Source organism: Chryseobacterium cheonjiense (assembly GCF_012927265.1).
Classification (GTDB): domain Bacteria; phylum Bacteroidota; class Bacteroidia; order Flavobacteriales; family Weeksellaceae; genus Chryseobacterium; species Chryseobacterium cheonjiense.
Genome location: NZ_JABBGF010000001.1, coordinates 1842903 through 1869347, shown reverse-complemented (window position 1 = coordinate 1869347; position 26445 = coordinate 1842903). Strand labels below are relative to the sequence as shown.

Annotated in this window: 23 protein-coding genes; 19 read left to right on the top strand and 4 right to left on the bottom strand. The window is 36.7% G+C overall.

Translation table 11 applies throughout. The annotated features are described in order from the left end of the window. Positions 1-7: 7 nt before the first annotated feature. The 11 genes from HHL20_RS08430 to HHL20_RS08380 all read left to right on the top strand — a co-directional run bounded on the left by HHL20_RS08430 (position 8) and on the right by HHL20_RS08380 (position 13242). Entirely contained in the window at positions 8-1390 is a 1383-nt protein-coding gene (locus HHL20_RS08430) for a nucleoside permease (RefSeq protein WP_169230701.1), read from the top strand. A gap of 113 nt (positions 1391-1503) precedes the next feature. Then, a complete protein-coding gene (locus HHL20_RS08425) occupies positions 1504-2049 on the top strand; it encodes an RNA polymerase sigma factor (RefSeq protein ID WP_169230700.1) in 546 nt (181 codons plus the stop codon). Further along, positions 2027-2737: a hypothetical protein gene (locus HHL20_RS08420; RefSeq protein WP_169230699.1), complete on the top strand. Its 711-nt coding sequence runs from the start codon at positions 2027-2029 to the stop codon at positions 2735-2737. The genes HHL20_RS08425 and HHL20_RS08420 overlap by 23 nt, the downstream gene beginning before the upstream one ends. A gap of 79 nt (positions 2738-2816) precedes the next feature. After that, a complete protein-coding gene (locus HHL20_RS08415) occupies positions 2817-3911 on the top strand; it encodes a hypothetical protein (protein ID WP_169230698.1) in 1095 nt (364 codons plus the stop codon). A 148-nt stretch (positions 3912-4059) separates the two neighbouring features. Next, positions 4060-4443 carry a hypothetical protein gene (locus HHL20_RS08410; protein WP_169230697.1) on the top strand — a complete coding sequence of 128 codons (384 nt, stop codon included), beginning with the start codon at positions 4060-4062 and terminating at the stop codon, positions 4441-4443. A gap of 98 nt (positions 4444-4541) precedes the next feature. Further along, on the top strand, positions 4542-5720 hold the full coding sequence (locus tag HHL20_RS08405) for an acetyl-CoA C-acyltransferase (RefSeq protein ID WP_169230696.1): 1179 nt from the start codon (positions 4542-4544) through the stop codon (positions 5718-5720). Between the two features lie 368 nt (positions 5721-6088). Continuing rightward, entirely contained in the window at positions 6089-7624 is a 1536-nt protein-coding gene (locus tag HHL20_RS08400) for an MFS transporter (protein WP_169230695.1), read from the top strand. Positions 7625-7778: 154 nt separating this feature from the next. Then, positions 7779-9950, top strand: coding sequence for a T9SS type A sorting domain-containing protein (locus HHL20_RS08395; RefSeq protein ID WP_169230694.1), 2172 nt, complete (start codon positions 7779-7781; stop codon positions 9948-9950). 191 nt (positions 9951-10141) lie between these two features. Continuing rightward, positions 10142-11068, top strand: a complete 927-nt coding sequence (locus tag HHL20_RS08390; RefSeq protein ID WP_169230693.1) for a mevalonate kinase family protein — start codon at positions 10142-10144, stop codon at positions 11066-11068. Between the two features lie 10 nt (positions 11069-11078). Continuing rightward, the gene (locus HHL20_RS08385) at positions 11079-12008 is read left to right on the top strand and encodes a UbiA family prenyltransferase (protein ID WP_169230692.1); all 930 of its coding nucleotides are present in this window, start codon (positions 11079-11081) and stop codon (positions 12006-12008) included. 64 nt (positions 12009-12072) lie between these two features. Next, positions 12073-13242, top strand: coding sequence for a proline dehydrogenase family protein (locus HHL20_RS08380; protein WP_169230691.1), 1170 nt, complete (start codon positions 12073-12075; stop codon positions 13240-13242). A 68-nt stretch (positions 13243-13310) separates the two neighbouring features. Here the strand turns inward: HHL20_RS08380 and HHL20_RS08375 are convergent, their stop codons facing one another. Continuing rightward, a complete protein-coding gene (locus HHL20_RS08375) occupies positions 13311-13859 on the bottom strand; it encodes a helix-turn-helix transcriptional regulator (protein WP_169230690.1) in 549 nt (182 codons plus the stop codon). 840 nt (positions 13860-14699) lie between these two features. On the opposite strand from HHL20_RS08375, the gene HHL20_RS08370 reads away from it, so the two are divergent. Then, positions 14700-15809 carry a M14 family zinc carboxypeptidase gene (locus HHL20_RS08370; RefSeq protein ID WP_169230689.1) on the top strand — a complete coding sequence of 370 codons (1110 nt, stop codon included), beginning with the start codon at positions 14700-14702 and terminating at the stop codon, positions 15807-15809. Between the two features lie 87 nt (positions 15810-15896). Here HHL20_RS08370 and HHL20_RS08365 read toward each other — a convergent pair whose 3' ends face one another. After that, entirely contained in the window at positions 15897-16406 is a 510-nt protein-coding gene (locus HHL20_RS08365; RefSeq protein WP_169230688.1) for a DUF4920 domain-containing protein, read from the bottom strand. 383 nt (positions 16407-16789) lie between these two features. Here HHL20_RS08365 and HHL20_RS08360 point away from each other — a divergent pair, with 383 nt between their 5' ends. From HHL20_RS08360 to purF, 5 genes are all read left to right on the top strand, one after another. After that, on the top strand, positions 16790-18205 hold the full coding sequence (locus HHL20_RS08360; RefSeq protein ID WP_169230687.1) for an APC family permease: 1416 nt from the start codon (positions 16790-16792) through the stop codon (positions 18203-18205). A 285-nt stretch (positions 18206-18490) separates the two neighbouring features. Beyond that, entirely contained in the window at positions 18491-19096 is a 606-nt protein-coding gene (locus HHL20_RS08355; RefSeq protein WP_169230686.1) for a SatD family protein, read from the top strand. 2 nt (positions 19097-19098) lie between these two features. Next, positions 19099-19794: a DUF3307 domain-containing protein gene (locus HHL20_RS08350; RefSeq protein ID WP_169230685.1), complete on the top strand. Its 696-nt coding sequence runs from the start codon at positions 19099-19101 to the stop codon at positions 19792-19794. Positions 19795-19822: 28 nt separating this feature from the next. Further along, complete coding sequence (gene purC, locus HHL20_RS08345) at positions 19823-20542, top strand: phosphoribosylaminoimidazolesuccinocarboxamide synthase (RefSeq protein ID WP_169230684.1); 720 nt, start codon at positions 19823-19825, stop codon at positions 20540-20542. Positions 20543-20645: 103 nt separating this feature from the next. Then, positions 20646-22145, top strand: coding sequence for an amidophosphoribosyltransferase (purF, locus tag HHL20_RS08340; RefSeq protein WP_169230683.1), 1500 nt, complete (start codon positions 20646-20648; stop codon positions 22143-22145). A gap of 74 nt (positions 22146-22219) precedes the next feature. Here the strand turns inward: purF and HHL20_RS08335 are convergent, their stop codons facing one another. Both HHL20_RS08335 and aroB read right to left on the bottom strand, forming a co-directional pair. Beyond that, on the bottom strand, positions 22220-22864 hold the full coding sequence (locus HHL20_RS08335; RefSeq protein WP_169230682.1) for a porin family protein: 645 nt from the start codon (positions 22862-22864) through the stop codon (positions 22220-22222). A gap of 260 nt (positions 22865-23124) precedes the next feature. Next, entirely contained in the window at positions 23125-24180 is a 1056-nt protein-coding gene (gene aroB / locus HHL20_RS08330; protein ID WP_169230681.1) for a 3-dehydroquinate synthase, read from the bottom strand. Between the two features lie 294 nt (positions 24181-24474). Between aroB and HHL20_RS08325 the strand changes: the two genes are divergently transcribed. After that, positions 24475-25431, top strand: coding sequence for a pseudouridine synthase (locus HHL20_RS08325; protein WP_169231154.1), 957 nt, complete (start codon positions 24475-24477; stop codon positions 25429-25431). 168 nt (positions 25432-25599) lie between these two features. Further along, positions 25600-26436: a 1,4-dihydroxy-2-naphthoyl-CoA synthase gene (locus HHL20_RS08320; protein WP_169230680.1), complete on the top strand. Its 837-nt coding sequence runs from the start codon at positions 25600-25602 to the stop codon at positions 26434-26436. Positions 26437-26445 lie beyond the last annotated feature (9 nt).

Sequence of the window (26445 nt, the reverse complement as noted above, 5' to 3'; positions counted from 1 at the left end):
ATAAAAAATGAATTTAAAACTACGACTTACCATCCTTAGTTTTCTTCAGTTCTTCGTTTGGGGAGCCTGGCTGATTACAATGGCTAATTTTTGGTTCGGTACAAAACATTGGGACGGGGCGCAGTTTGGGGCTGTTTTCGGAACCATGGGGATTGCTTCCATTTTTATGCCGACCATTACAGGAATTATTGCCGACCGGTGGATAAACGCAGAGAGAATATTTTCTGTCTTGCAAATCCTTTATGGTGTGGTTCTTTTCTATTTACCACATACAGAAAATCCAACCTCTTTCTATTATGTAATGCTTGTTGGCATGTGTTTTTATATGCCTACTATTGCATTGGCAAATTCTATTTCTTATACTGTTTTAAAGAACAGCAATCTGGATGTAGTGAAAGATTTCCCACCCATCCGTGTTTGGGGGACAATTGGTTTTATCGTAGCAATGTGGGTGACCAATCTGACGGGGAATAAAGCAACCGAAGGACAGTTTTACATTGGAGGAGCTGCAGCTATTCTGTTAGGAATTTATGCATTAACCTTACCAAAATGCCCGCCTCAGAAACTCATCGATAAGGATGCTCCTGTTACTGAACAATTAGGATTAAATGCCTTTAAACTGTTCGGAAACTATAAAATGGCATTATTCTTCGGATTTTCCATGCTTTTGGGAGCTGCATTGCAGTTGACCAACGCTTATGGAGATGTTTTCCTGAGTGAGTTTTCACATTTTCCGAAATATGCTGATTCCTTCGTGGTTCAGCGGTCTACAATTGTGATGTCTATATCACAGGTTTCCGAGACCTTATTTATTTTGGCAATTCCTTTCTTTTTAAAACGCTACGGAATCAAAAAAGTAATGCTGATTTCCATGATTGCATGGGTGCTAAGATTCGGATTCTTTGCTTACGGAAGTCCTGAAGGATATGGGGTTACACTAATTATCTTATCCTGTATCGTCTATGGAATGGCTTTCGATTTTTTCAATATTTCCGGATCCCTTTTTGTGGAAACAACCACAAATAAAAAAATCCGTTCTTCAGCTCAGGGGTTATTTATGATGATGACCAATGGTTTCGGTGCGTATTTCGGGAGCAATATCGCGGGCTGGGCCATTGATAAATTCTTTACCCATAAATTTACAAATGCTTCAGAATTAGCAGCCCATTTGGATACCACAACCAATAATGCTACGTTTCTTGAGATTCTTAAAAACACATTCAATTCAGCCGTAAATGCAGACGGAACATTATCTACTGCGGTAATGCTGAGAGACTGGCCGAATATATGGATCGCTTTTGCAGCATATGCATTAATTCTGGCGGTTTTGTTTGCTGTTTTGTTTAAGCATAAACATAAACCTGAAGAATTAGCAGATATTAAACATTAATTTTCGTATTGATAATGAATATATTAGATTGCACTTTTAAAGAAAGTGCAATTTTTTTATTTTTAAAGGCAACTATTTAGCAAACATTCCGTCTTATAGATAGAAACAGATACATGAAGCATTTAGAAGAGCATTTCAAAAGGGCACAAAAACATGATCGCAAAGGGCAGCAGGCACTTTACGAAATGTTTTCGGCAAAAATGCTGGCCATTGCAAATTCTTATGTTAACAATATTCATGATGCAGAAGATATTATAATGAATTCTTTTTTCGTCTGTTTTTCGAAGATTGAAGAATGCAGAGAATGGAAAAGTTTTCCTTTTTGGCTGAGAAAAATAGTGGTTAACAACTCCATCAATTTTATCAGGAAAAGCAAAAATATCCTTTACTCAGATGTTGAGATGAGCGAATTTGAATATCATGAACCCGAATGGAATGACGAAGGTGAGGATATAAATCTTGATGAAATTTTTTCTAAAATGCCCGATGGATACAGAATCGTTTTTAATCTTTACGTTTTTGAAGAAAGAAAGCATCATGAAATCGCTGAAATTCTTAACATTTCCGAAGGCACCAGCAAAAGCCAGCTAAGCAAATCCAAAAAATGGATCACTGATTTTTTAAAACAGAAAAAGGATGAAAAACAATATGCTAAATAAATTAAAATCCGATTACGAAGAGCTCGAAATAGGGCCTTCTTCCGAACTTTGGAACAGATTGGACAATAAACTCAATGAGAAGCCTGAAAAAGTCAAGGAAAAGCCTTTCCAGTGGTGGAAATATGCTGCCGTACTACTGATTTTCGTTTCCGTGGGTGCCGGGTTCTATTTCAATACCAACAAAAGTGCTTTTAATTATAAAGAAACCGACTACATGGTGAAGAAGGGTTTAGAAAAGACCGTCAGCCCAATCAATCCAGAATTTCAAAATCAGGGCAGCTACAAGGAACCACAGGTTATTCCTGTAAAATCCACTGATGTTCACGTAGCACTTAAGGATGAGAAAAAAGAGACCAATTCAACTTTAAATACTAAGAAAAAAGCAAAAGTACAGAAAACCGTAATTTCTGAAGTCGAAATACAACAGTTTGCGCTCAGCAAACCTGAAAAAATGGAAATTGCTCCTGCAAAAATAGACAGCCATACACCGGTGATCGTGCAAAATAAAACGACAAAACCTGTTTATATTAATTCAAACGAACTGCTGCTAGGAAGAGAATTTGATAAAACCAGGGAAAGTTCTCAGAAAAATGATATAAAATTCGGGATTTTTAATTTCGAAAAACCTAAGCCCAAAGTGGAAAATGTAACCGTTCTCGGAGTAACTGTTTACGTAGATCCCAAATAAAAAATTATAATCTTTTACAAAATAAATGACTGGCCATACAATGGCCAGCACTAAAACAGTGTCTTAAAAAATTACTTATATGAAAACAAAAATTGCTTTAATGACGGCCTTTATGGCATTTTCATATGCGTTTTCGCAGGAAAATCCACCGGTGAATCCAGCACTTAAAAGTTATTCAGGAAAAATCGACAGCATTGTGGTTTCGGAGAAAATAAAAATGAATAAAGAACTGGATGATGTTGATAAAGATTTTAAAAAAAATAAAATCGGGGCAGATGAAAAGCAAAAGCTCAGAGCTGATATTGCTTCAAAATATGAACAGTCTATCAATGAAAAAATAGATGCCCACAAAACAGAATTTGAGGAGGCTACCCGGGAGATGGTAAAAGATGCAGTATTGAAACCAATTGATTCTCTTCAAAACGATAAAAATCAAATCGCTTTCGGACTTGGAGGTATGAAAATCCGTATGGATGACGATAAGAAAACCTCTAAAGATTATCTCCATTCATGGGAATATATCGTTGCGATTGTAGGGACAGGGTATACTACAAAAGATAAACCTTTCGCATTTTTTAATAATACATCAAAATTTAAAAATACGGTTTTTAATTCTGCGATGTATATGGTACGCTACGAAAATCAACTGGGAGGATTTCGTAGTCCTGTCTTTTATCGGGTTGGGCTCGGATACCGCTGGGATCAGTCGAAGGCCAAATACGGAAAAACTTTTACTCAGGAAAATAATATTTTAGATATTAAAGACTTTACTAAAGGAGACCTTAAAGACACGCATATCAATAACCATTATCTTTTTGTTCCTGTTGATTTCAGATTTGTACTTAACCCTAAGTACGTAGAGTATAACGGGACAAAATATTTAGACAATAAAACCGGCCAGTTCAGTGTTGTTGCCGGAGTATATGGAGGTGTAAGGCTTGCCAGCAACATCTACAACCGCTATTCTAACGATTACAGCAAAAGAATCGTAGAAAGAGAAAGGATCAATCATGGAGTTAATGATCTGATTTTCGGAGCGAAATTAGGAATAGGGTATGCCGGATTCAATATTTATGTTCAGAAAGATTTTACGCCGGCATTTAATAATAATACAACCCTTACTCACAAATACGGACTTCAGATTGGCATAGAGATTATGAATATTAATTTCTGATTACCTAATGATTTTGGTTTTATATTACATAATAGTTAAATTTTTATTAATTGTATTATCATTCATGGATGATTGCTGAATAAAATTTAGTTTTCAGACACACTTATTGTAAGTGTGTTTTTTTTTGTATTTTGGCACTTTAAGATTTATGAAAAATATTCAGTTATTAGGGTTGATATTGGTCGTGGCAGGAAGTTTTCTGCCGCTCGTTCACGTTCCTGTCATCGGAAACTGGAATTATTGGAAGCTGGATCACTTTTTGGCCATTGCATGCTGGGTTCTTGCCGCAGGATCACTTTTTGGTATCGTTAATAACAGTGCCAAGACCGCAAGAATTTTTGCTGTTCTGCTGGTTATATTATTTTTATTTACCCTGTTTGCAGTGAAATTTCAGGCTTCTCAGTATTTCAGTTTTATGCCCTTTAAATCATGGCAGAACAAGCTTGCCGGTATTGTGAAACTGAAATGGGGCTGGATCATTGAGTTTTTAGGAGCTTTCATTATCATTTTTTCAGCCAGAAAGAAAATATGATTGATTCTTAAAATAGTAAAGATCAATATAAACATAAGCATAAATTTTATAGGCATAAAATCCTAACGTATATTTATATAAAAATAGAATTATAAAAAATGAAAGAAGTATTCATTGTTTCCGCAGTAAGAACTCCAATGGGAAGCTTTCTCGGAAGTTTATCAGCTGTTCCTGCTACAAAGCTGGGAGCTGTTGCCGTAAAAGGTGCATTAGACAAAATCAGTCTTGACCCGAAACAGGTTCAGGAAATTTATATGGGAAATGTTTTGCAGGCTGGAGAAGGGCAGGCTCCTGCACGTCAGGTTGCTTTGGGGGCAGGACTTTCAAACGAAACGCCTTCCACTACTGTAAATAAAGTTTGTGCCTCAGGAATGAAAGCCGTAACCATGGCTGCACAGGCTATAAAAGCAGGCGATGCCGATGTAATCGTTGCCGGAGGTATGGAAAACATGTCTTCAGTTCCGCATTATTATAACGCAAGAAACGCAACCAAATTAGGTGACGTAAAAATGCAGGACGGAATGGTTTTAGACGGGCTTACAGACGTTTACAATAAAGTTCACATGGGCGTTTGTGCAGAAAAATGTGCTACTGACTACAGCATTTCAAGAGAAGAACAAGATAATTTCGCTATAGAATCTTATAAAAGAGCTGCAAAAGCCTGGAGCGACGGGAAATTTGCGGATGAGGTTGTTCCTGTAGAAATTCCTCAGAGAAAAGGAGAGCCTGTAGTTTTTGCTGAAGACGAAGAATATAAGACCGTAAATTTCGACAGAATTCCTACGCTTCCTACCGTATTCAAAAAAGAAGAAGGAACCGTAACGGCTGCCAATGCCTCTACCTTAAACGACGGAGCTTCTGCTTTGGTCCTTGTTTCTAAAGAGAAAATGGAAGAGTTAGGACTTAAGCCATTAGCAAAGATCATTTCTTATGCAGATGCTGCGCAGGCTCCTGAAGATTTTACCACAGCGCCTTCAAAAGCTTTACCGATTGCTCTTAAAAAGGCAGGCTTAGAATTAACAGATATCGATTTCTTTGAATTTAACGAGGCTTTCTCTGTAGTAGGTCTTGCCAACAATAAAATTCTGGGATTAGATGCTTCTAAAGTGAATGTTAATGGTGGAGCAGTAGCTATTGGTCACCCGCTTGGAAGTTCAGGTTCAAGAATTATTGTTACCCTGATCAATGTCTTAAAACAGAATAACGGTAAATACGGTGCTGCTGCCATTTGTAACGGTGGAGGCGGTGCTTCCGCAATCGTTATTGAAAATATATAATACTTTATGAAATTTAAATTTTCTATAACTGTTTTTTTAGTTGGATTTTTAATAACTCTACTCGGTGCGTGGCTGAAAATTACTCATATGTCAGTTGGACCTCTCAATGGAAATGTAAGTCTGACAATTGGTACAATTATTCAGATTGTAGGGGTTATATTACTAATAATTCAAATAGTAATAAGTAAAAAAAGTTAAAAGACTCTTTAAATCAATAAATTTAAGAACCAAAAGCATTCGTGTTTTTGGTTTTTTTATTATAAATACTAACTTAATTTTAATAAATCAATAAAATTTCTCTCAAACAAAATAAATACATTAGAATATTCGATCCTTTTCCTATTTTTGTGCTACTAATATTATTTGAAATGTCTGAAATTGAGAACCACGAAACTCAAAACATAAAGAATAATCCGAAGATTATGAAAGCCTGGGCAGTCTATGACTGGGCCAATTCAGTGTACTCTTTGGTTATTACTTCTACCATTTTTCCGATTTACTATTCCATTCTTACCACTGCGTACGAAAAAAAAGAGTATGTTGAAGAAACAAAAGCCTGGATCGATGTTCCGGTAAGGCACATGATTACTATATTCGGGAAAGAATACCAGCCGGATGCCGTGTACGGATATTCGCTTACGATTTCTTTCTTTATCGTGGTATTGCTGTCACCATTTCTTTCCTCTTTGGCAGATACCATCGGAAATAAAAAATCTTTTTTACAGTTTTTCTGTTATCTTGGGGCAACATCCTGTATGGGATTAGCGATGTTTACCGGCATGCACAACGTATTTCTGGGACTTCTTTTCAGTATAACTGCGAGTGTAGGATTTTGGGGAAGTCTTGTATTTTATAACTCTTTCCTGCCGGATATCGCGACTCGGGACAAACAGGATGCACTATCTGCAAAAGGATATGTTTACGGTTATATCGGTTCAGTAGTACTGGTGATCATTTGTCTTCTGTTGATACAGGTTGTCGCAAAAGGAGACCCGGAAAAACAGCTGCTATTCACAAGAGTAAGCTTCCTGCTTACAGGAGCCTGGTGGTTTGGCTTTTCACAATATACTTTTAAACATTTGCCTCAGTTTGGAGATGTTAAAGAGAAGCTTCCGAAAGATCTTGTGCTGTTAAACTATAAAAATATCTTTAAAAAACATGAAGAGCAGGGCGGTTTTTTTGAAGTACTGAAAGATAATCTTTGCTTTTATAAAGATATTGCAAAAGAGAGTTTCAATGAGCTTTTTAAAGTTGGAAAGGAGCTGTTCAAACACAGAAACCTGAAATTCTTCTTGTCCAGTTTTTTCTTTTACAGTGTAGGAATGCAGACGATTTTCCTGATGGCAACCTTATTCGGGAAAAGTGAAATCAACCTTCCGCAGGATAAGCTGATCGGTACTCTTCTCATTATACAGATCGAAGCGATAATAGGAGCTGTAATCTTCTCCAGACTCTCAAGAAAAATCGGAAATAAAAATGTCATCTCAATTGCAGTTGTCTTATGGATCGTTGCCTGTATCTGGGCATATTTCCTTAATAAAGAAAACCCTACGGTGGAATACCAGTTTTACGGTGTTGCAGCAGTAGTAGGGCTTGTAATGGGAGGTCTTCAGGCAATGTCCAGATCAACCTATTCCAAACTTCTGCCGGAAAACTCTATGGAGAATACTACATTTTTCAGCTTTTATGACGTACTGGAAAAAATTGCCATTATTGTAGGAACCTTTGTTTTCGCATTATTTATTGACAAGTATGATTCTTTAAGAGCAATCTTTGCTAAAATTGATGTCATGCTCCCATCTGCATCAGGGATGAGGTTTGCAGCTTTCTCCATGGCAATATTCTTCTTTGTAGGATTGATTCTCATAAGATTCCTGAGGCTTAATACCCCTAAAAATGATTAACACAAACTAATTATTAAAGACGCTTAAACGCGTCTTTTTTTATATCTAAAACTTTCTGTGAAACCATACGTGGTTATTATATAATACATATTATATTTACAGTAATCATGTCTTTTTTTTTGTTTATTTGCAAATTGTTAAATCTTTTAAAATAATGATAAAAAAGCTACTAACGATCTGTATATTACAATGTGCAGTATTCGGTTTTTCTCAGAATCTTAGGCCCGTTGCAGCTAAAGTCTCAGAATACCACTCTCAAAAGAAAACTTTTGAAAAATACAATCTGTTTACAGTCAACGATAATTCAGAAAAACTTGCTGAATATAAAAGAGCAGCAACAGATATTTCTGTCTTGAGCATTGATCTTAAACAACTCAAAAAACTTGTTCACGACAAACCGGAATATCTGGAAGTTTCTTTTCCATTCGATGGAAAACAAATCACGATGGAAATTTACAGAAATGAAATTTTCACAAGAGATTTTAAAGTGACCACAAGCAAAGGGGAAGTAGCTGACTACACTCCGGGAGTTTATTATCAGGGAATTGTAAAAGGTGATAATCAGTCGGTAGTAGCGTTCAGCTTTTTCGATACTGATATTGTTGGGGTAGCCTCTACTCTTGAATTGGGAAATATTGTTGTAGGAAAAGCAAAAAATTCTAACGATTTTGTAAGTTATTCAGATTCAAAACTTACAGGTCTTAATCCTTTTATCTGCGGAGTAGATGAGTTGGCAGAAAACCAAAATCAAAAAATATCCTTCGATCCGAATACACAAAAGAATGCAGGTAAAGTACTCACACAAAACTGTGTAAGAATTTATTACGAAATATGCTATGCTCCTTATGTAAACAACAGTTCGGATATCACTGCTACAACAAACTGGCTTACTGCCATTCATAATAACATTGCTACGCTTTACAACAATGATGATGTAAAAATTGCTCTCAATGAGGTTTTTGTATGGACTACACCTGATCCTTATACAGGGACTCCAAATGCAAACCTTGCAAGTTTCAGGACAAATAGACAAACTTTCAATGGCGATCTTGCACACCTGGTAAACCAGCCTTCTACAACAAGTGTAGCCTACGTAAATTCACTTTGTACAACAAGCAGACACGCATATTCAGGAGCGTCTCAAACTTACAGCAATGTTCCTGTTTATTCATGGACAGTCTCAGCGATGACCCACGAAATGGGACATAGTTTAGGTTCTCCCCATACACATGCATGCGCCTGGAATGGAAATTCCACAGCAATCGATGGCTGCGGAGCCCAAGCTGGTTTTCCCGAAGGAACATGTCCTACAGGTCCGATTCCTTCATCTGCGGTGAAAGGAACAATCATGAGTTATTGTCACCTTATTGCAGGAGTAGGGGTCAATTTTGCCAACGGCTTCGGCTCTCAGCCTGGTGCACTGATAAGAAGTACGGTAGATTCAAAACCATGTTTGGGGACGGATTGTATAACGGCTTGCAGCACTACAATTTCAGGATTATCTGTTTCTAATATTACCCAGACTTCCGCCAATGCCAGTTTTAATGATGCGATATCCATTTCCTGGAAATATAAACTGACAAAATTTGACGGAACTTCTGTCAGCAGCGGAAATACCACCTCTCAATCTTTGAGTTTTTCAAATCTTCAGCCGGCAACCTATTACCTGCTATCGGTGGGAACAGACTGTTCGGCAGCATACCAGAGAACACAATTGTTTATGACTGATGGCAACTGGTGTAATGGAGCCTTATTTACGGATACAGGCGGAACAACCGCAAACTATGGAAACAACCAGACCTTCATAAAAACATTTTATCCTACAGCAGGAGCTCTGTCTATGACTTTTACGGAATTCGGACTCGAGCAGGATTATGATTTCATGTATGTTTATAACGGACCATCTACAAGTTCACCGTTATTTGCCAATGGAAATGGCTTAACAGGAGCAACTTTGCCGGGAACATTTACTTCCACACATCCCTCCGGTGCCCTTACAGTAAGATTTGTTTCAGATGAATCAGAAAATGATATCGGCTGGAAAGCCAATTTTTCATGTTCTGTGCTGGCTGTTGAAGATGCTGATATCAAAGATAATGCAGTAAGCATTTATCCAAATCCGGCTAAAAGCATAATAACGATCTCTTCTAAAGAAGCTTTAAAATCACTGAAGATTTTCGATGAAGCGGGGAGACTTGTAAGAGCAGAATCATCATTAAAAGGGAGCAGGCTGGACGTTAATATCTCCTCCATGCAGACCGGAAATTATGTGATAACCGTGGAAACAGAAAAGCAAAAAGTTACCAAGAAATTAATAAAACAATAATTTTAAATATTTTATAATATAAGCCTGATTATTTCAGGCTTTTTTATTAACTTTAAGATAAGAAACCGATTTTTTTAATATTTTAAAAATCAATACTGATAACGAATGTTAAAAAACATCAGAATTCGGCTCAGGTTTTGCTTATATTCAGGAGAATAATTTTACATTTGCAAAAAAATTTATTAAACTAAATGACAAACCCATTATTTTACGCAAAAATTCTTTTGTTCGGAGAATACGGAATCATTGAAGATTCCCAAGGTTTGACATTACCTTATAGCTTCTATAAAGGTACCCTCAAGTTCTCATCATTAGATTCCGAATTTGAAAAAAAATCTAATGAACATTTACACAAATACGCTGAATATCTTGAAGATCTGAAGCTTCCCGAAAATTTTGAACTCAATGTTTCAAAGTTTAAAGAAGAAATTTCTTCCGGGTTATTCTTCGATAGCAATATCCCTCAGGGATATGGAATCGGAAGCTCAGGCGCATTGGTTGCCGCTATTTTTGAGCGATATTCAATCTCAAAACATGAACCTGAAAATATTTCCAAAGATGAACTGAAAAGTCTTAGACATGTTTTTGGATTGATGGAAAGCTATTTTCACGGAAAAAGTTCCGGAATTGATCCCCTTATCTGTTATATGAATCTTCCGATTTTAATCGAAAGCAAAGAAAGTGTTGATAAAGTGGCAATTCCTGCAAGCGAAGCCGGAAAAGGTGCTATCTTCCTTATTGATTCCGGAATGACCGGAGAAACCGGGCCTATGGTTCAGATTTTCTTTGAGAAAATGAAAACCGAAGGATTCAGAAAAACTCTGAAAGAGGAATTTATACGCTACAACAATGCATGTATTGATGCTTTCCTAAAAAAAGATATGAATCCTTTCTTCAGAAATCTTAAAAAGCTTTCCCATTGGGCTTATGAACATTTCAGACCAATGATTCCCGAAAGTTTATTTAACGTTTGGAAAAAAGGTCTTGATTCTAATGCTTATTATCTAAAACTCTGCGGAAGCGGTGGTGGAGGCTATATTTTAGGCTTTACCAAAGATTACGAAAAAGCGGAAAAAATGCTTGACGGCTTCAATAAAGAAGTCATATACAGATTCTAAACAACCGGAAATGAATTCTGAAAAAGAAAATTTCCAAGAGAAAAATCATACTAAAAAATCTCTTATTTACAGATTTTCACAATTTGTGGGCTTTCTTTTGGGAGCTCGCTTTTTTGTTGCGGCACTCCTTACATTAGCATTGTATGTTTCAACATTCTTCCTCTTTAATCAGGATGAGAGCTTCAGGAAATTTGTCTTTGATTTTAAAGTTCATGGTATTATTTTCTGTACTGTAGTTACCATTCTGGCGGGAGGCATTATCAATCAGTTTTATGATTTTGAAAAAGATCATATTGTAAAACCTTTCAGGACAAGGATTCAGAGTTTTATCAAGCAGAAATATTTCCTTTACGCTTATCTTGCTTTGAGTGTGATTTCTTTAGGCGTTGCATGGATGATTTCTCATAATGTATTTATTTTTTTTATTGTTTATCAGTTTTTTATGTGGTTCTACAGCCACAAGCTGAGCCGTATTTTAATTCTCAATAACCTTACTTTCGTCAGCCTTACCCTATATCCTTTTTTTGGAATGATGGTATATTATGAAACATTTTCAAAGAAAGTTCTCCTGATGGCTGTATTTCTTTTCCTTATCTTATTATGCATTGATATTGTGAAAGATACTCTTACAAAAAGCGTGGATAAAGCATTTGGTTATACAACGATCCCCAATTATTTTGGTAATAAAACGGCAGATGCAATCATTGTTTCATTGCTGATGATTACGATGGCTGTTTCGATGAAATTGATTCTTCGAACGGGAATTGCAGGATTTATGGCATATTATTTTGCTGCAGGCCTTTTTATTTTCATTCTGTGTATTTATTTGATTATCAGCCATTCCAGAAGGAACAATTTTTTTATCATCAATATTCTCAGATTTTGGGTTTTTGCAGGAATTATAGCCATGCTGCTGAGCGGATTGGAGGGCAAATTGTAGGAAAAATTTCTTTAAAAAACCTGCGGTTATTCTTACCTTTGCAGAACCTTAAATTATATAAGTAATGCCCATTTTTAACGATACTAAAATCGCATTTGCAGATAAATCTGATACACAGTTAAGAAAAGCGTATTGGATGTTCAAGATGATTGAGCAGCCTTCACTCACAAAAGTAGGAACTTCTCTTCTTAATTTCACCGTTCACAACAATTTTCCTTTCGTAACCGGAATCGTAAAAAAAACCTTGTTTGAGCAGTTTTGCGGCGGCGAAACCCGGGAAGAAAGTATGAAAGTAGTGAAACAGCTTTTCAAAAGAGGTGTAGGAAGTATTTTCGACTATTCTATTGAGGGCAAAGAAGATGAAAAAACCTTTGATGCAGTCTGTACAGAGATTAAAGATATCGTAAAATTTTCTGTGGGAAATCCTGCCATTCCTTTTATTGTATTTAAACCTACTGCTTTTGGAAGAATTGATTTGTATGAAGCGGTTGGAAAGAATGCCGAACTTACTACCAGCCAGAAAGAAGAATGGGAAAGAGTAGTCAGAAGGTTTGATGAAGTATGTAAATTATGTCACGAAAATGACAAAAAAGTAATGGTAGATGCGGAGGAAACATGGATGCAGGATGCTGCCGACCAGCTTTGTGAAGAGATGATGGAGAAATATAATCAGGAAAAACCTATCGTTTGGAACACCATTCAGATGTACCGTACCGGAAGGCTTGAGTATATGGAAGAGCATGTACAGAGAGCAAGAGCGAAAGGGTATTTTATCGGCTACAAGATCGTTCGCGGTGCTTACATGGAAAAAGAAAGAGCCAGAGCTGCTGAGAAAGGATACCATGATCCGATTCAGCCGACTAAAGAAGCGTCGGATAAAAATTACAATGCCGGAATTGATTTTGTGATGAATCACCTTGATAAAGTTTCCACATTTTTTGGGACCCATAACGAAATCTCCTCTGAACTTGTGATGGACAAAATGAAGGCGAAAAGCCTTGAAAACAGCAATAATCACGTCTATTTCGGACAGTTATACGGGATGAGTGATAACATTACATTCTATCTATCTGATAAAGGTTATAATGTTGCCAAATATCTTCCTTACGGCCCTGTAAAAGATGTCGTTCCTTACCTTACAAGGAGAGCACAGGAAAATACTTCCGTAGCCGGACAGACCGGAAGAGAACTCGGACTTATTAAAAAAGAACTTGAAAGAAGAAAGAACAAATAAATTTCTCTTTTGTAAAATAGAAAGTCTTACATCATTTTGTAAGGCTTTTTTTATATAAAATTTGCAGCTTAAGGTTCAAAACTCTCAAATTTACCGTTTTCGTAAAAAATAACAATACGTTTTATTGCAACGCCTTTGTTTTCAGATGATTGAATCGTATTTGCAGGAATATAATTTTCTAATCGCTGAGAATCGGATATTTTCTCTTCAGCTTTACTTTGATACGCTGTAAACGATTCTGTGGGAATTTGTGGTGGAGTCTCTATTTCACTTTCTTCCGCACCAAAATCTTCATCATCGTTCATCATGGTAAAAAGATCGGGAAGTGAGGTTGGTTTAGATTTTTCTTCCTCAGTAATATCAGGTACTTTAGTTTCTGTTTCATCAATTTCCCGTAAATCCGATTTCAGCATCTGACCTTCACCGGTTACAAGCCAGTCCCAAAGAATTTCAGGAAACCGGGATTTTATTTTAATAATAAATTCCAGGGAAGGTTTATTTCTTCCGGAAGTTACATGCGAAATAGAAGAGCGCTGTACATCGATTTCATCGGCAAACTCAGAAGGCGTCAATCCTGAATATTCGATAACCTTGGAAATTCTTTCATTTAAACTCATAAAAATAAGCGTTTCAGTCACTTTACAAATGTAAAAATAAAATTTACAATTGACAAATACAAATGTAAATAAGAATATGATTTATTAGTATACAACTGTAAATTAATATATGTCTGATTTTCAGTATATTATATTTATACTAATTAGATGCAAGAATTATTATTTAACAAATTTTCCACATATGCTCCTTCAGAACGTTTTACTTAAAGTAATACATTAAGTAAACTCTTTAATGATAAAACTCCGGTTTTGTGATGATAGATATCTTAGTATTCATCGTTAATAGCAGTGTTTTTATTCTGTTAATCGACAAGAATAGAGTAGAAGCAGGTAAATATCTGATTAAACGTAATAAGTATATTTTTATAGCTCTTTTAGATGTAGAAAGCAGTGGTTAGATACTATTATTAAAGAGATTTTGCATATCTGCATCAAAACAAGATACGATAAACTTTTTCTATTGCCTATTTAATTTACATTTTTAAAATGTCATTAAATCTCAAGAAAAAATTGATTTAAAATTTCTAAATTATCAACAATTAACATTTGTATATTGCTGTATTTTTATTTTTTTCCACAGCTTAACTTGTTTAAGAGAATTACGCCCAAATGTAGATAACTATACTTTTTATTACTTAAAGTAATTTTAAAATTAAAGTTTAATTAAATGTTGTAAATTTATGATTTTAAATATTTTAATACTAAGTGATTAAATTATTGTTAATCCACAATTTTATCCACAGACAAACTGTCAATTTACACTGTTTAACTATGTTACATATGTTAATTTTATTTTCTAATAAAAAATGGCTAAATTTGACTCTTGTAAATTATTACACAATGAACTTTGAACAGATTTATCAGCAAAATCCTGATTTCCCAAATCGCTATATTTCCCCTGAAAATTTATTTTCGTACCTACATAAGAATCTCGGCGATTATATTCGGGAGATCGGAACATCTTATCTGGGAAAACCGGTTTATCAGTTGACAATAGGAAAAGGAAACATTAATGTTCTTGCCTGGTCGCAGATGCACGGAAATGAATCGAATGCCACCCATGCCATGCTCGATTTGTTGTTTTCTTTAAATAAGGCTCCTGATTTAAGAGATGAACTGTTTGATAATATACAACTCGACTTTATATTCATGCTCAATCCTGACGGATCTGAAAGGTGGACCAGGCTGAATGCCTCAGATATTGACCTGAACAGAGATTTCCATAATGAAGCCAGCAAGGAAATCAAATTATTGAAAGCTGCTGTTACAAATAAAAAATATGATTATGCACTGAACCTTCACGAGCAGAGAACGATTTTTACTACAGACGGTATTCATCCGGCTACTCTTTCATTTCTTGCTCCCTCTGAAAATGTTGAACGTACCGTTACCGAAAACAGAAAGAAATGTATGGCTGTAATAGCCGGTATTTATACTCATTTAAAGGAACTGATCCCAAACCAGATCGGAAGGTATTCCGATGAATTTTACCCTGCTTCTACGGGCGATAATTTTATCAAAGCCGGAATGCCTACGATTCTTTTTGAAGGCGGACATTTTGCAGATGATTACACGAGAACAGGAACCCGGAAATACTATACTATTGCTTTTTATTATGCATTAAAAACAATGATTGAGCTAAATTCTGATACAGAAGGTTGGGAAGCTTATCTTGAAATTCCGGAAAATAAAGAAACACATTACGATATCATCTACCGCAATGTAAAGCTCAATACGGACCATGAATGTGTGCTGGATATTGCTGTTCAATACCGGGAGGTAAAAGAAGAAGGAATGGATGAAATTTCTTTTGTTCCGTTTGTGATGGAAGTAGGTGATGTAAAACAGCGCAAAGGATGGAAGGAAATAGACTGTACCGGTAAAAAATTTATTTGCCCGACTAAATATCCTAAATTGGATGCAGAGGTAAATTTTCTCATTGAAGATTAAAATGCAAAAGCGGAACCGAAGGTTCCGCTTTTGCATTTATGATTTTTCTTCTGTTTACAGAAATGATTTATTATTATAGAGAAACTCTTAGTTAACAACCTTGATTCCATTGGCAACAAACCTGATCTCTTCTTTCGGAGCTTTGATGGCATCGATTTCGGATTGTGGTTTTTTAGCATCTTCCGCGTAATGCTTCTGTTCATCCACAGAGGTTACTTTTCTTTCGGCAGTACCTTCTAATACTACGTTTTTCCCTTTTAATGCAGTAGGTACGAAGAATGCATAATCCTTCATTTTTACGAAAAACTGAGAATTATCTTCTGTCTGGATAGTTAGCCAGCAACCTTTTTTATCACATACATCAGTTACCTTACCTTTTACGGCAACGTTCTCCACTTTTTTGTCACTCTTTTTTAGTTTTTTGCTTAATTTATCTACGGAAATTGCCTTAGACTCTGCATTGGAAGCAACGCCTCCTCCGTAAACATCACCTACAACAGCATTTCCTGCAGGCGGACCGGATTTTTTTGATTCCTGTGCAAAAGCAAAAGTGGAAACACTCACTGCTACTGCAAATAATAATGATTTGAATTTCATATTGATTTTTTTTCAAAAGTACTAATAAAATCTGAATCTTAAAAAGGCTGTAAACTGACAAAATGCAGGTTAGCTTTTCAGCCAATTAATTCGCTATTTCTTAATTCTTTTTTAACGTAACGCCCACAAAGAAATCAGCCAATTATCTTGCATAATCCTTTCGTAATGGCGTTTTACAGAGCCAAGGTATTCCCACATAATACACTGCTATCATTTGCTAAACAGAGTGCCCTTGCGCTCAAAAATAAGGTTCTCATTATTAAAATAACCCTTGCGCCCTTAGCGTTTAAAAAAATACACCTTTCAATCATATTTTATCTTAATTCAAAAACAAAATAAAAACTAATTCTATATTTATTTATATTTGAAGCCTATACTTCACTATGCAGAAAAAACTAAAACTTTGGGACGCCATCATGTTGGTAATGGGCTCAATGATCGGAAGCGGAATCTTCATTGTCAGCGCAGACATGATGCGTAACCTCGGGTCAGGCTTCTGGATGATTGTTGTCTGGGTCATCACAGGGATCATGACGGTTGCTGCGGCTATCAGCTACGGCGAACTTTCAGCGTTATTTCCGAAAGCGGGCGGACAATACACCTACCTTAAAGAAATATTTGGTAAAAGAATGGGATTCCTTTACGGATGGGGGCTCTTCACAGTGATACAAACAGGTACCATCGCTGCCGTTGCAATGGCATTCGGAAAATTCACGGCCTACCTTATTCCGGCTCTCAACGATGCAGCCCCAATTTTCCAAAGTGGCGAATTTAAAATTACATGGATTCAGATGCTTGCCATCGCCATTATCCTTTTGCTTACCTACATTAATACAAGAGGAGTAGAAAGCGGTAAATTATTGCAGAATATCTTTACAGGCTCAAAAATTATAGCGTTATTGGGATTAATTGCTGCAGGCTTTATCCTGGTAGACATTTCTCATCTGGCGGAAAACTTCAGCTTAGAATACAAATCTTTCAGCAATCTAAACAAAGACAGCCTCGGAAACTTTCTGAAAGAAGGCTGGGAACCTATCGGAGGAATGACTCTTCTTGGAGGAATTGCCGCTGCTATGGTGGGTTCTGTGTTCAGCTCCGTAGCGTGGGAAAGTGTGACATTTGTCTCGGGAGAAATTGAAAATCCTAAAAAAAATGTTGTTAAATCGATGATCTACGGAACAACAGCCGTTATGATCTTATACATTGCTGTTAATTATGTTTACCTGAATGCTCTTGACAGAGATTCCATTGCATTTGCAGAAAATGACAGAGTAGCGGTAGCAGCTTCACACTTTATTTTCGGAAGTGCGGGTACTGCCATTATTGCCGTCCTTGTAATGGTCTCCACTTTCGGATGCAACAACGGGTTGATTCTCGCAGGAGCAAGAGTTTTTCAGACTATGGCCAAAGACGGAATGTTTTTCAGACAGGCGGAGAGAAACAATAAAAATGAAGTTCCGGAGAATGCACTGTGGATGCAGGGAATCTGGGCTTCGATATTATGTCTAAGCGGCCAGTATGGAAACCTTTTGGATATGATTTCTTTTGTTATTGTATTATTTTACATGATTACCGTTTTCGGAGTTATTTATCTGAGATTTAAAAAACCGGAAATAGAAAGGCCTTATAAAACCTGGCTGTATCCTTTAACACCTGTTATCTATCTTCTGATCGGTACTGGATTCTGTATTCTGTTGCTGATCTATAAACAGCAGTACACCTGGCCGGGATTCGTAATGGTTTTGCTTGGGCTTCCGGTATATTATTTTATCAATCGTAAAAATAAAGTTCAGGAATAAATGATCAAAGTGTTTAATTGTTAAACACTTTTTTGTTTTTAGAAGCTGATCCGGCTTTTCGCTGTATCTTTAATATTTTGGTTTCGGCGGCAAAGCCGCCGAAACCAAAATATTAAAGGATGCCGCTGCAATCCGGGCTATTAATTCACACGGTGACTGATATTTCCCAAAGATTCAGACCATAAATCATTAAAATTGATAGACAAACATGCAGCAATATGCAATATCTATAAGTCTCCGGGCTTATATTTTTTATTTATAAGTAATTATGCTTATATTTGCAGAATGATAGCGGTCATTACCGGAGATATTATTAATTCACAGCATGCGGATACGGAAGTTTGGATTACCAGACTGAAAAATCTTCTCGAAAAGTGGGGAAGTGCTCCCCAGACATGGGAAATCTACAGAGGCGACGAATTTCAGTTTAAATGTAATATTGATGATGTCTTCTGGCGTTTTTTAGCGATTAAATCACTCATTAAGAGTCAGGAAAACTTAGACGTACGAATGGCTATCGGTATAGGTGAGGAAAATTTTTCTTCCGATAAAATCACCGAATCAAACGGAACCGCTTACGTGCATTCAGGAAGATTACTCAATGATCTTAAAAATGACGGACACACTGTTTCCGTAAAAACTTCCAATGACTCTGTCAACAGGGATCTTAATATTTTACTCAAATGGTCTTCAAAAGATTTCGATAACTGGACGATGGCTACTGCCGAGATTATCCATGAAATGATCATGAATAAAGAAATTACACAGGAAGATCTGGCGAAAAAATTTGCCATCTCACAGTCTTCGGTAAGCCAGAGGCTAAAGCGCGCCAACTACGAGCTGATCGTGGAAACCAATCAATATTTCAGAAAGAAAATAGCAGAACTTTAAGCATGATTTTTATTAAGCTCATATTGGCACATTTACTCGGAGATTTTATTCTCCAGCCAAATTCATGGGTTGCAGATAAAGAAAGCAAAAAACTGAAAAGTATATATCTGTACTTTCATGTACTCATTCATACCGTATTGAGTTTTATCTTTCTTTGGAATATACAGCTTTGGTGGGTTGCCGCTCTGATAGGCATTTCACATTTTATAATAGATGCTGCAAAACTCAGCTTTCAGAAAGTACAGAATAAAAAAAACTGGTTTTTTGCAGATCAGGCTTTGCATATTTTAGTAATTGCGGGAATATCTTTTTATCACAACGAATTTAGTTTTGGTTTTCTTAAAGATCTCACCATTTTAAAAATATTAGGGGCTGCCTTGTTCTTAACGACACCGGCATCCGTGATGATCAGAATATTACTGTCTTCCTGGACACCGGCTCCGGAAACAGCCGGCAATATTCAGACCGAATCATTATCCAATGCCGGAAAATATATAGGAATCCTGGAACGACTCATGGTTTTTACCTTCATTGTCGTAGATCATTGGGAAGGTGTAGGATTTATGGTAGCAGCAAAATCAGTGTTCAGGTTCAGCGATCTGGCACAGGCTAAGCAAAGAAAGCTTACGGAATATGTACTCATCGGTACGCTCCTGAGTTTCGGAATAGCAGTTTTAACGGGAATTGTAATCAAATAAATATAAATCTAATAAAGACAATTTAGAAATGGAAAAGAAAGAAATGTTGTACGAAGGTAAGGCAAAACAGGTATTTGCTACCGATAATCCTGATCAGGTAATCGTGCGTTTCAAAGACGATGCTACTGCATTTAATGCTCAGAAAAGAGGATCTGTTGACCTGAAAGGCGAAATGAACAACGCCATCACAACGCTTATCTTTGAATACTTAAATGAAAAAGGAATCAAGACTCATTTCATAAAACAATTGAACGAAAGAGAGCAGCTGGTAAGAAAAGTATCCATCATTCCTTTAGAAATGGTTGTAAGAAACTATTCTGCAGGAAGCATGGCTCAAAGACTTGGAGTGGAAGAAGGAATCAAATCTCCGGTTACCATTTTCGATATCTGCTACAAGAAAGATGAGTTGGGAGATCCGCTTATCAACGATCACCACGCAGTTTTCTTAGGTGCTGCAACGTATGAGGAGCTTGACGAAATGTATGAGCTTACTTCTGATATCAATGACATTCTGATCGATCTTTTCGATAAAATGAATATTATCCTGGTTGATTTTAAAATCGAATTGGGAAAAACTTCAGATGGCGAAATTATCCTTGCAGACGAAATTTCTCCCGACACGTGCAGACTTTGGGATAAAGACACCATGAAAAAGCTGGATAAAGACAGATTCAGAAGAGATCTTGGTGAAGTTACTGAAGCCTATGTTGAGATCTACAACAGACTGAAAGAAGCTTTGGGTAAATAAACTCAGACACTAATGAGATGTAAGTTTTTTATTTAACATAATATTTAATTTTTCATCTAATTAAAAGATCTACCAAATAAAATCTAGATTAGAAAAAATAGAAATGAAAAGTTTAGACATTCATAAAAGTGAATATTTAAAACAGTTTGAAACCCAAACCTACGGAAGAAATCTCTTCAGAACGCAGGAGGAAGAAAGACTGGATGCTCCTAATGAGGAGTGCGGGATCTTCGGGATGTATTCTGATAACGACCTCGACACGTTTTCGCTTTCACAGTTTGGTCTTTTTGCATTACAGCACAGAGGTCAGGAAGCATGTGGTATTTCTGTTCTGAAGAACGGAAGAATCACCAACATGAAAGATGAAGGGTTGGTTTTGGACGTTTATAAAGAAATCCCGGATCCGGAAACTTTTATGGGAAATTCTGCAATCGGGCATACCCGCTACACGACTGCAGGAGATAAGAAAAAATATAACTTCCAGCCCTTTTTCGCCAAAAACGAATACGACCAGATTATTCTTTCTATTGCGCACAACGGTAACCTTACCAATGCAAAAGAACTGAAGGCCGAACTGGAAGCAGAAGGTGTAGTTTTCAGAGCTACTTCCGATTCTGAGGTTATCCTCCGTTTAATTCAGAAAAACCTTGATCTCGGACTTCGCGCAGCTATTAAAGTGACGATGGAAAAGATTGAGGGAGCATATTCTGTTGTCGGGATGACAAGAAACAAATTCTTTGCTTTCAGGGATTTTAATGGAATCAGACCTTTGGTATTGGGAGCGATCGATGAAAAATCATACGTCGTAGCTTCAGAATCTGTAGCTTTGGATGCAGTTGGTGCGCAATATGTCCGTGATATTTTACCGGGAGAAATCGTCTACACTAATGAAAACGAGCCTGGAAAACTTCACTCTTATATGGCTGATGAAGAAAAAGGAAAACAGAGAATCTGCTCATTCGAGTACATTTATTTTGCAAGACCTGACTCCTCATTAGAAAATATAAATGTTTATGAAATCAGGGAAAAATCCGGAGAAAAAATCTGGCATCAGGCACCGGTAGAAGCCGACGTGGTAATAGGTGTTCCGGATTCAGGTGTTCCGGCCGCTATTGGTTTTGCTAAAGCTTCAGGAATTCCGTTCCGTCCTGTTTTGATTAAGAACAGGTATATCGGAAGAAGTTTTATCGTTCCTACTCAGGAAATGAGGGAGCGAGTAGTAAATCTAAAGTTAAATCCAATCATCTCTGAAATTAAAGACAAACGTGTTGTAATTATCGATGATTCCATCGTTCGTGGGACAACATCGAAAAGGCTGGTGAAAATTCTAAAAGATGCAGGAGTAAAAGAGATTCATTTCAGAAGTGTTTCTCCGCCAATTATCGCTCCTTGTTATCTGGGAATAGATACCCCTTCCAAAGATGATCTTATCTCTGCTAACATGACAACTGCCGAGTTGAGAGACTATCTTGGAGTAGATTCACTTGAGTTCTTAAGTGTTGAAAATTTAAAAGAAATTCTTGGTTCTGCCAACCACTGTTTCGGGTGTTTTACAGAGCAATATCCTGTAGGTAAAGGAGAAGAAATAGAATTATTTAATTAAATTTTGCCGAATACAAAACAAAAGGTCAGGCTTCGAAGAAGCCTGACCTTTTTAGTATTGAAATCAAAATTGTTTTAGAATTTAAATGCTAAACCAACCTGGAATACATTGTTTCTGATTGCATCAGAATTGCTTGGTCTGTCTTTCGCAATATCAGTAAGACCAGCCACGTATCTTGCTGTAATACCGATATTATCTGTGAAATAGTATCCTGCACCAAGACCAATACCAAAGTTGAATTTGTTTAAGCTATCCTTGTAATCTCCAGATTCATTAATTGTATTGTTATCAGTTTCATTTTTTAATTTATTCTTAGCATTTACCAGGAAACCAAATTCAGGACCTGCTTCTAAATAAAGATTTGGAATAATGTTATATTGAAACATTACCGGAACAGCAATATAGTCTAAATGTCTTGCACTAGAATAACGTGTTCCTGCAATAGTCTGGTCATACTTATCTCCATACTGAGAATATAAAACTTCCGGCTGGATGCTGAAAGAAGTCGCTACCGGGATATTTGCAAAAACACCCGCGTTGAAACCTATTTTAGATCCTTGGTCATCTAATCCTGATTCATTTGTTAACGAAGAAACGTTCATTCCTGCCTTAACACCGAATGCTACAGGAGAAGCAGACGAAGTGGAAGTGGTAGTCGTAGTCTGGGCAAATGCCAATGAACCAGCTGTAAGTGCTATTCCTAAAATTAATTTTTTCATAACTTTAATTTTTGATAATTTACTTTCTAATTTTAAATTTTACTACTGTCAACTAAATTGACGGGGAGTATCTTTCAAATTGCTTGCCAAAAAATAAAATCATGATAAATATCAGGATATAGCGATTTTTAAAGAGAATTTACCTTTCATATAAAAAATTGTATTTCAAATATTTACAAAATAAATATAATTCATTTTTAGAAATATTCTAAATTCAAAAATTCCTCTAGCTTTGACTTTATTTTAAACTTTTTTTGGGGCTAAATAACGTCAGGATCATTTAATTTTCTATAAAATTCTATGGAAGAAGCAATGCTTTTTTTGCTGCATTGATAATCAAAAGTACACGAACCGATTTCTGAAATCAATGAAAAATTAATTTTACTGTCCGTATTCTTTTTGTCATTAATGAGAAGCTCAAAAATATCATCGTCTTTAAAGTCACTGATATCAAGGTAAGGATAATGCTTTTGAATATTTTCAATAATAACGGTACAGGTTTCTTCAGGAATAAGCCCTTCCGTTAAAGAAAGATAGGTTTCAGTAATCATTCCCATCGCAACAGCTTCTCCGTGAAGAATAGGATTTCCCTGGCTCAGGCACAGGCTTTCAACGGCATGTCCTATCGTATGTCCGAAATTAAGGGTCTTACGGATATTTTTCTCCTGAAAATCCTGCTGCACAATACTTTGTTTAATTTCCATAGAAGTCCCAATATGAGGAATAATGGCCTCTACATCCAGTTTGGAAATATGGATGAGGTTTTCCCAATGTTTTTTATCCGCAATTAGTCCATGTTTCAGCATTTCCGCAAAGCCGCTTCTGAGTTCTTTATAGGGAAGTGTTTCCAAAAATTTAGGATAAATAAAAATCTGTTCAGGGAAAGTGAAAGTTCCCACCATATTTTTATAATGCATCAGGTCAATTCCCGTTTTTCCTCCAATGGAAGCATCACACATTGATAAAAGGGTAGTAGGAATATTAATAAACTGTATTCCTCTCTTATAAGTGGAAGACACGAAACCACCCATGTCTGTAATCACGCCGCCTCCAAGATTAATGACAAGCGCTTTGCGGTCTGCCTGCATTTCGGTAAGAATTTCCCAAAGCTGATTGGCAGTCTGAATATTTTTCATTTCTTCGCCCGGCTCAATCTCAAGAATCTCAAAAGCCAGATCCGTTTCCATATTTCCCAGAAGAACAGGAAGACAGTATTCATGCGTGTTTTCATCAACGAGAATAAAAATTTTGCTGAAAGATTTTGATTGTAAGAAATCGTTTAATTGCGAAAAGTTGTCGTTTAATATTGTTATCATTTCCGGATTTTCTGTTGTATTAATCGTAAGACGATATGCAAAGTTATGATTCTTAATTTTTAACTCGTTGTTAAATATACTATCTTTGCAGAAATTTTTAGAATGAGCAGAGATAATAATAATTCAGAACGACCAAAGAGACCAAGAATTTCAACCAAGAAAAATTCTGATAATTCTCGTGCTTCCAGATCTGGAAATTCTTCAGAATCAAAACCTTTCAAAAAATCTTTCCCGAAAGCAGGAGAGAGAAATTCGGAGTCTAGAAGAAGCGGTGATACCAGTTACCAGGCTCGAATGGATAAGAAATACGGAAAAACCGAACAGGAGCCTTATATAACCGGTGCCGGGGAAGAAAAGAAATCTTTTGGAAAATCTGCACCGAAAAGAGGGGGAAGTAGACCCAATAACTTTGATACCAGAGATAAATACGAAAGAGGCAGCCTGAAATACGGAAAAAGACCGGGAACAGAGAACCGTGAAGATAAAAATAAATCTTTTGTACAGAAAAGGAGGCTGACCAAACTCGATAAAGATATTCATAAAGACACTATCCGTCTGAACAAGTATATCGCTAATTCCGGAATCTGCAGCAGAAGAGAAGCAGATGATTTGATTATTCAGGGATTGGTTGAGGTCAACGGAAAAGTAATCACTGAAATGGGTTATCAGGTTCAGAAAACCGATAAAGTAGTATTTGACGGACAGAATATCACACCTGAAAAGCCGGTGTACGTTCTCTTGAATAAACCGAAAGGATATATTTCTACCACCAAAGACGATAAAGCCAGAAAAACAGTGATGGATCTTGTAGCCAATGCTTCGCCATACCGTCTGTTTCCTGTAGGAAGACTGGATCGTTCTACAACCGGAGTTATCCTTTTAACCAATGACGGGCACATGACCAAAAAGCTAACCCATCCGTCTTTCGATGCAAAGAAAATTTACCATGTTACTTTAGATAAAAAACTGACGCATGAAGACATGAAGCTGATTGCTGAAGGGATTCGTCTTGATGAAGGAGTGGCTGTGGTAGATCAGATTTCTTTTATTGAAGGAAAACCTAAAAATGAAGTCGGAATAGAAATCCATATCGGATGGAACCGTGTTATCAGAAGAATTTTCCAGAGATTAGGATATGAAGTGGAAGCCTTAGACAGAGTAATGTTTGCAGGACTGACGAAAAAGAACATCAAAAGAGGACACTGGAGAATCCTTACAGAACTGGAAGTAAACAATCTTAAAATGCTTTAATTGAAGTAATTTCAACCATATAAAGACGCTCGATCAGCGTCTTTTTTTATGCGCCGGATTTACTGGGTTCAACTTTCTTTCAGAAGTCATATTTTTCCATCATTATCATGAGAAATCAATGTTAAAATTCTGTGCAATTCCGTATCTTTGGGAAAAATTTTTACAAAAATGATTGAGTGGAAAACCGCCAAAGAATACGAAGATATCACCTATAAAAAAAGTAATGGTGTCGCAAGAATCGCTTTCAACAGACCGGAAGTTCGCAATGCTTTCAGACCCAAAACGACATCGGAATTATATGATGCTTTTTACGATGCTTATGAAGATCCTTCGATAGGAGTTGTGCTGCTTTCGGGAGAAGGGCCAAGTCCTAAAGACGGAGGCTGGGCTTTCTGCAGTGGTGGAGATCAAAAAGCAAGAGGTCATCAGGGGTATGTGGGAGAAGATGGCAGACATCGATTGAATATTCTGGAGGTTCAGCGACTGATCCGTTTTATGCCGAAAGTCGTTATTGCAGTGGTTCCGGGATGGGCTGTCGGAGGCGGACATTCTCTTCACGTAGTTTGTGATTTAACATTAGCGAGTGAAGAACACGCTATTTTCAAACAAACGGATGCTGATGTTACCAGTTTCGACGGAGGTTATGGTTCTGCATATTTGGCAAAAATGGTAGGACAGAAAAAAGCCCGTGAGATTTTCTTTTTAGGTAGAAACTATTCTGCGCAGGAAGCTTTAGAAATGGGAATGGTAAACAAAGTGGTTCCTCATGCAGAACTGGAAGACACGGCTTACGAATGGGCACAGGAAATTTTAGCCAAATCCCCGACTTCCATCAGAATGCTGAAATTCGCCATGAACCTTACTGACGACGGAATGGTTGGTCAGCAGGTTTTTGCCGGAGAAGCAACGCGTCTTGCCTACATGACGGAAGAAGCGAAAGAAGGGAGAAATGCATTCCTTGAAAAAAGAAAACCTAATTTCGGGGAAGATCAATGGATATCTTAAACATAGGCA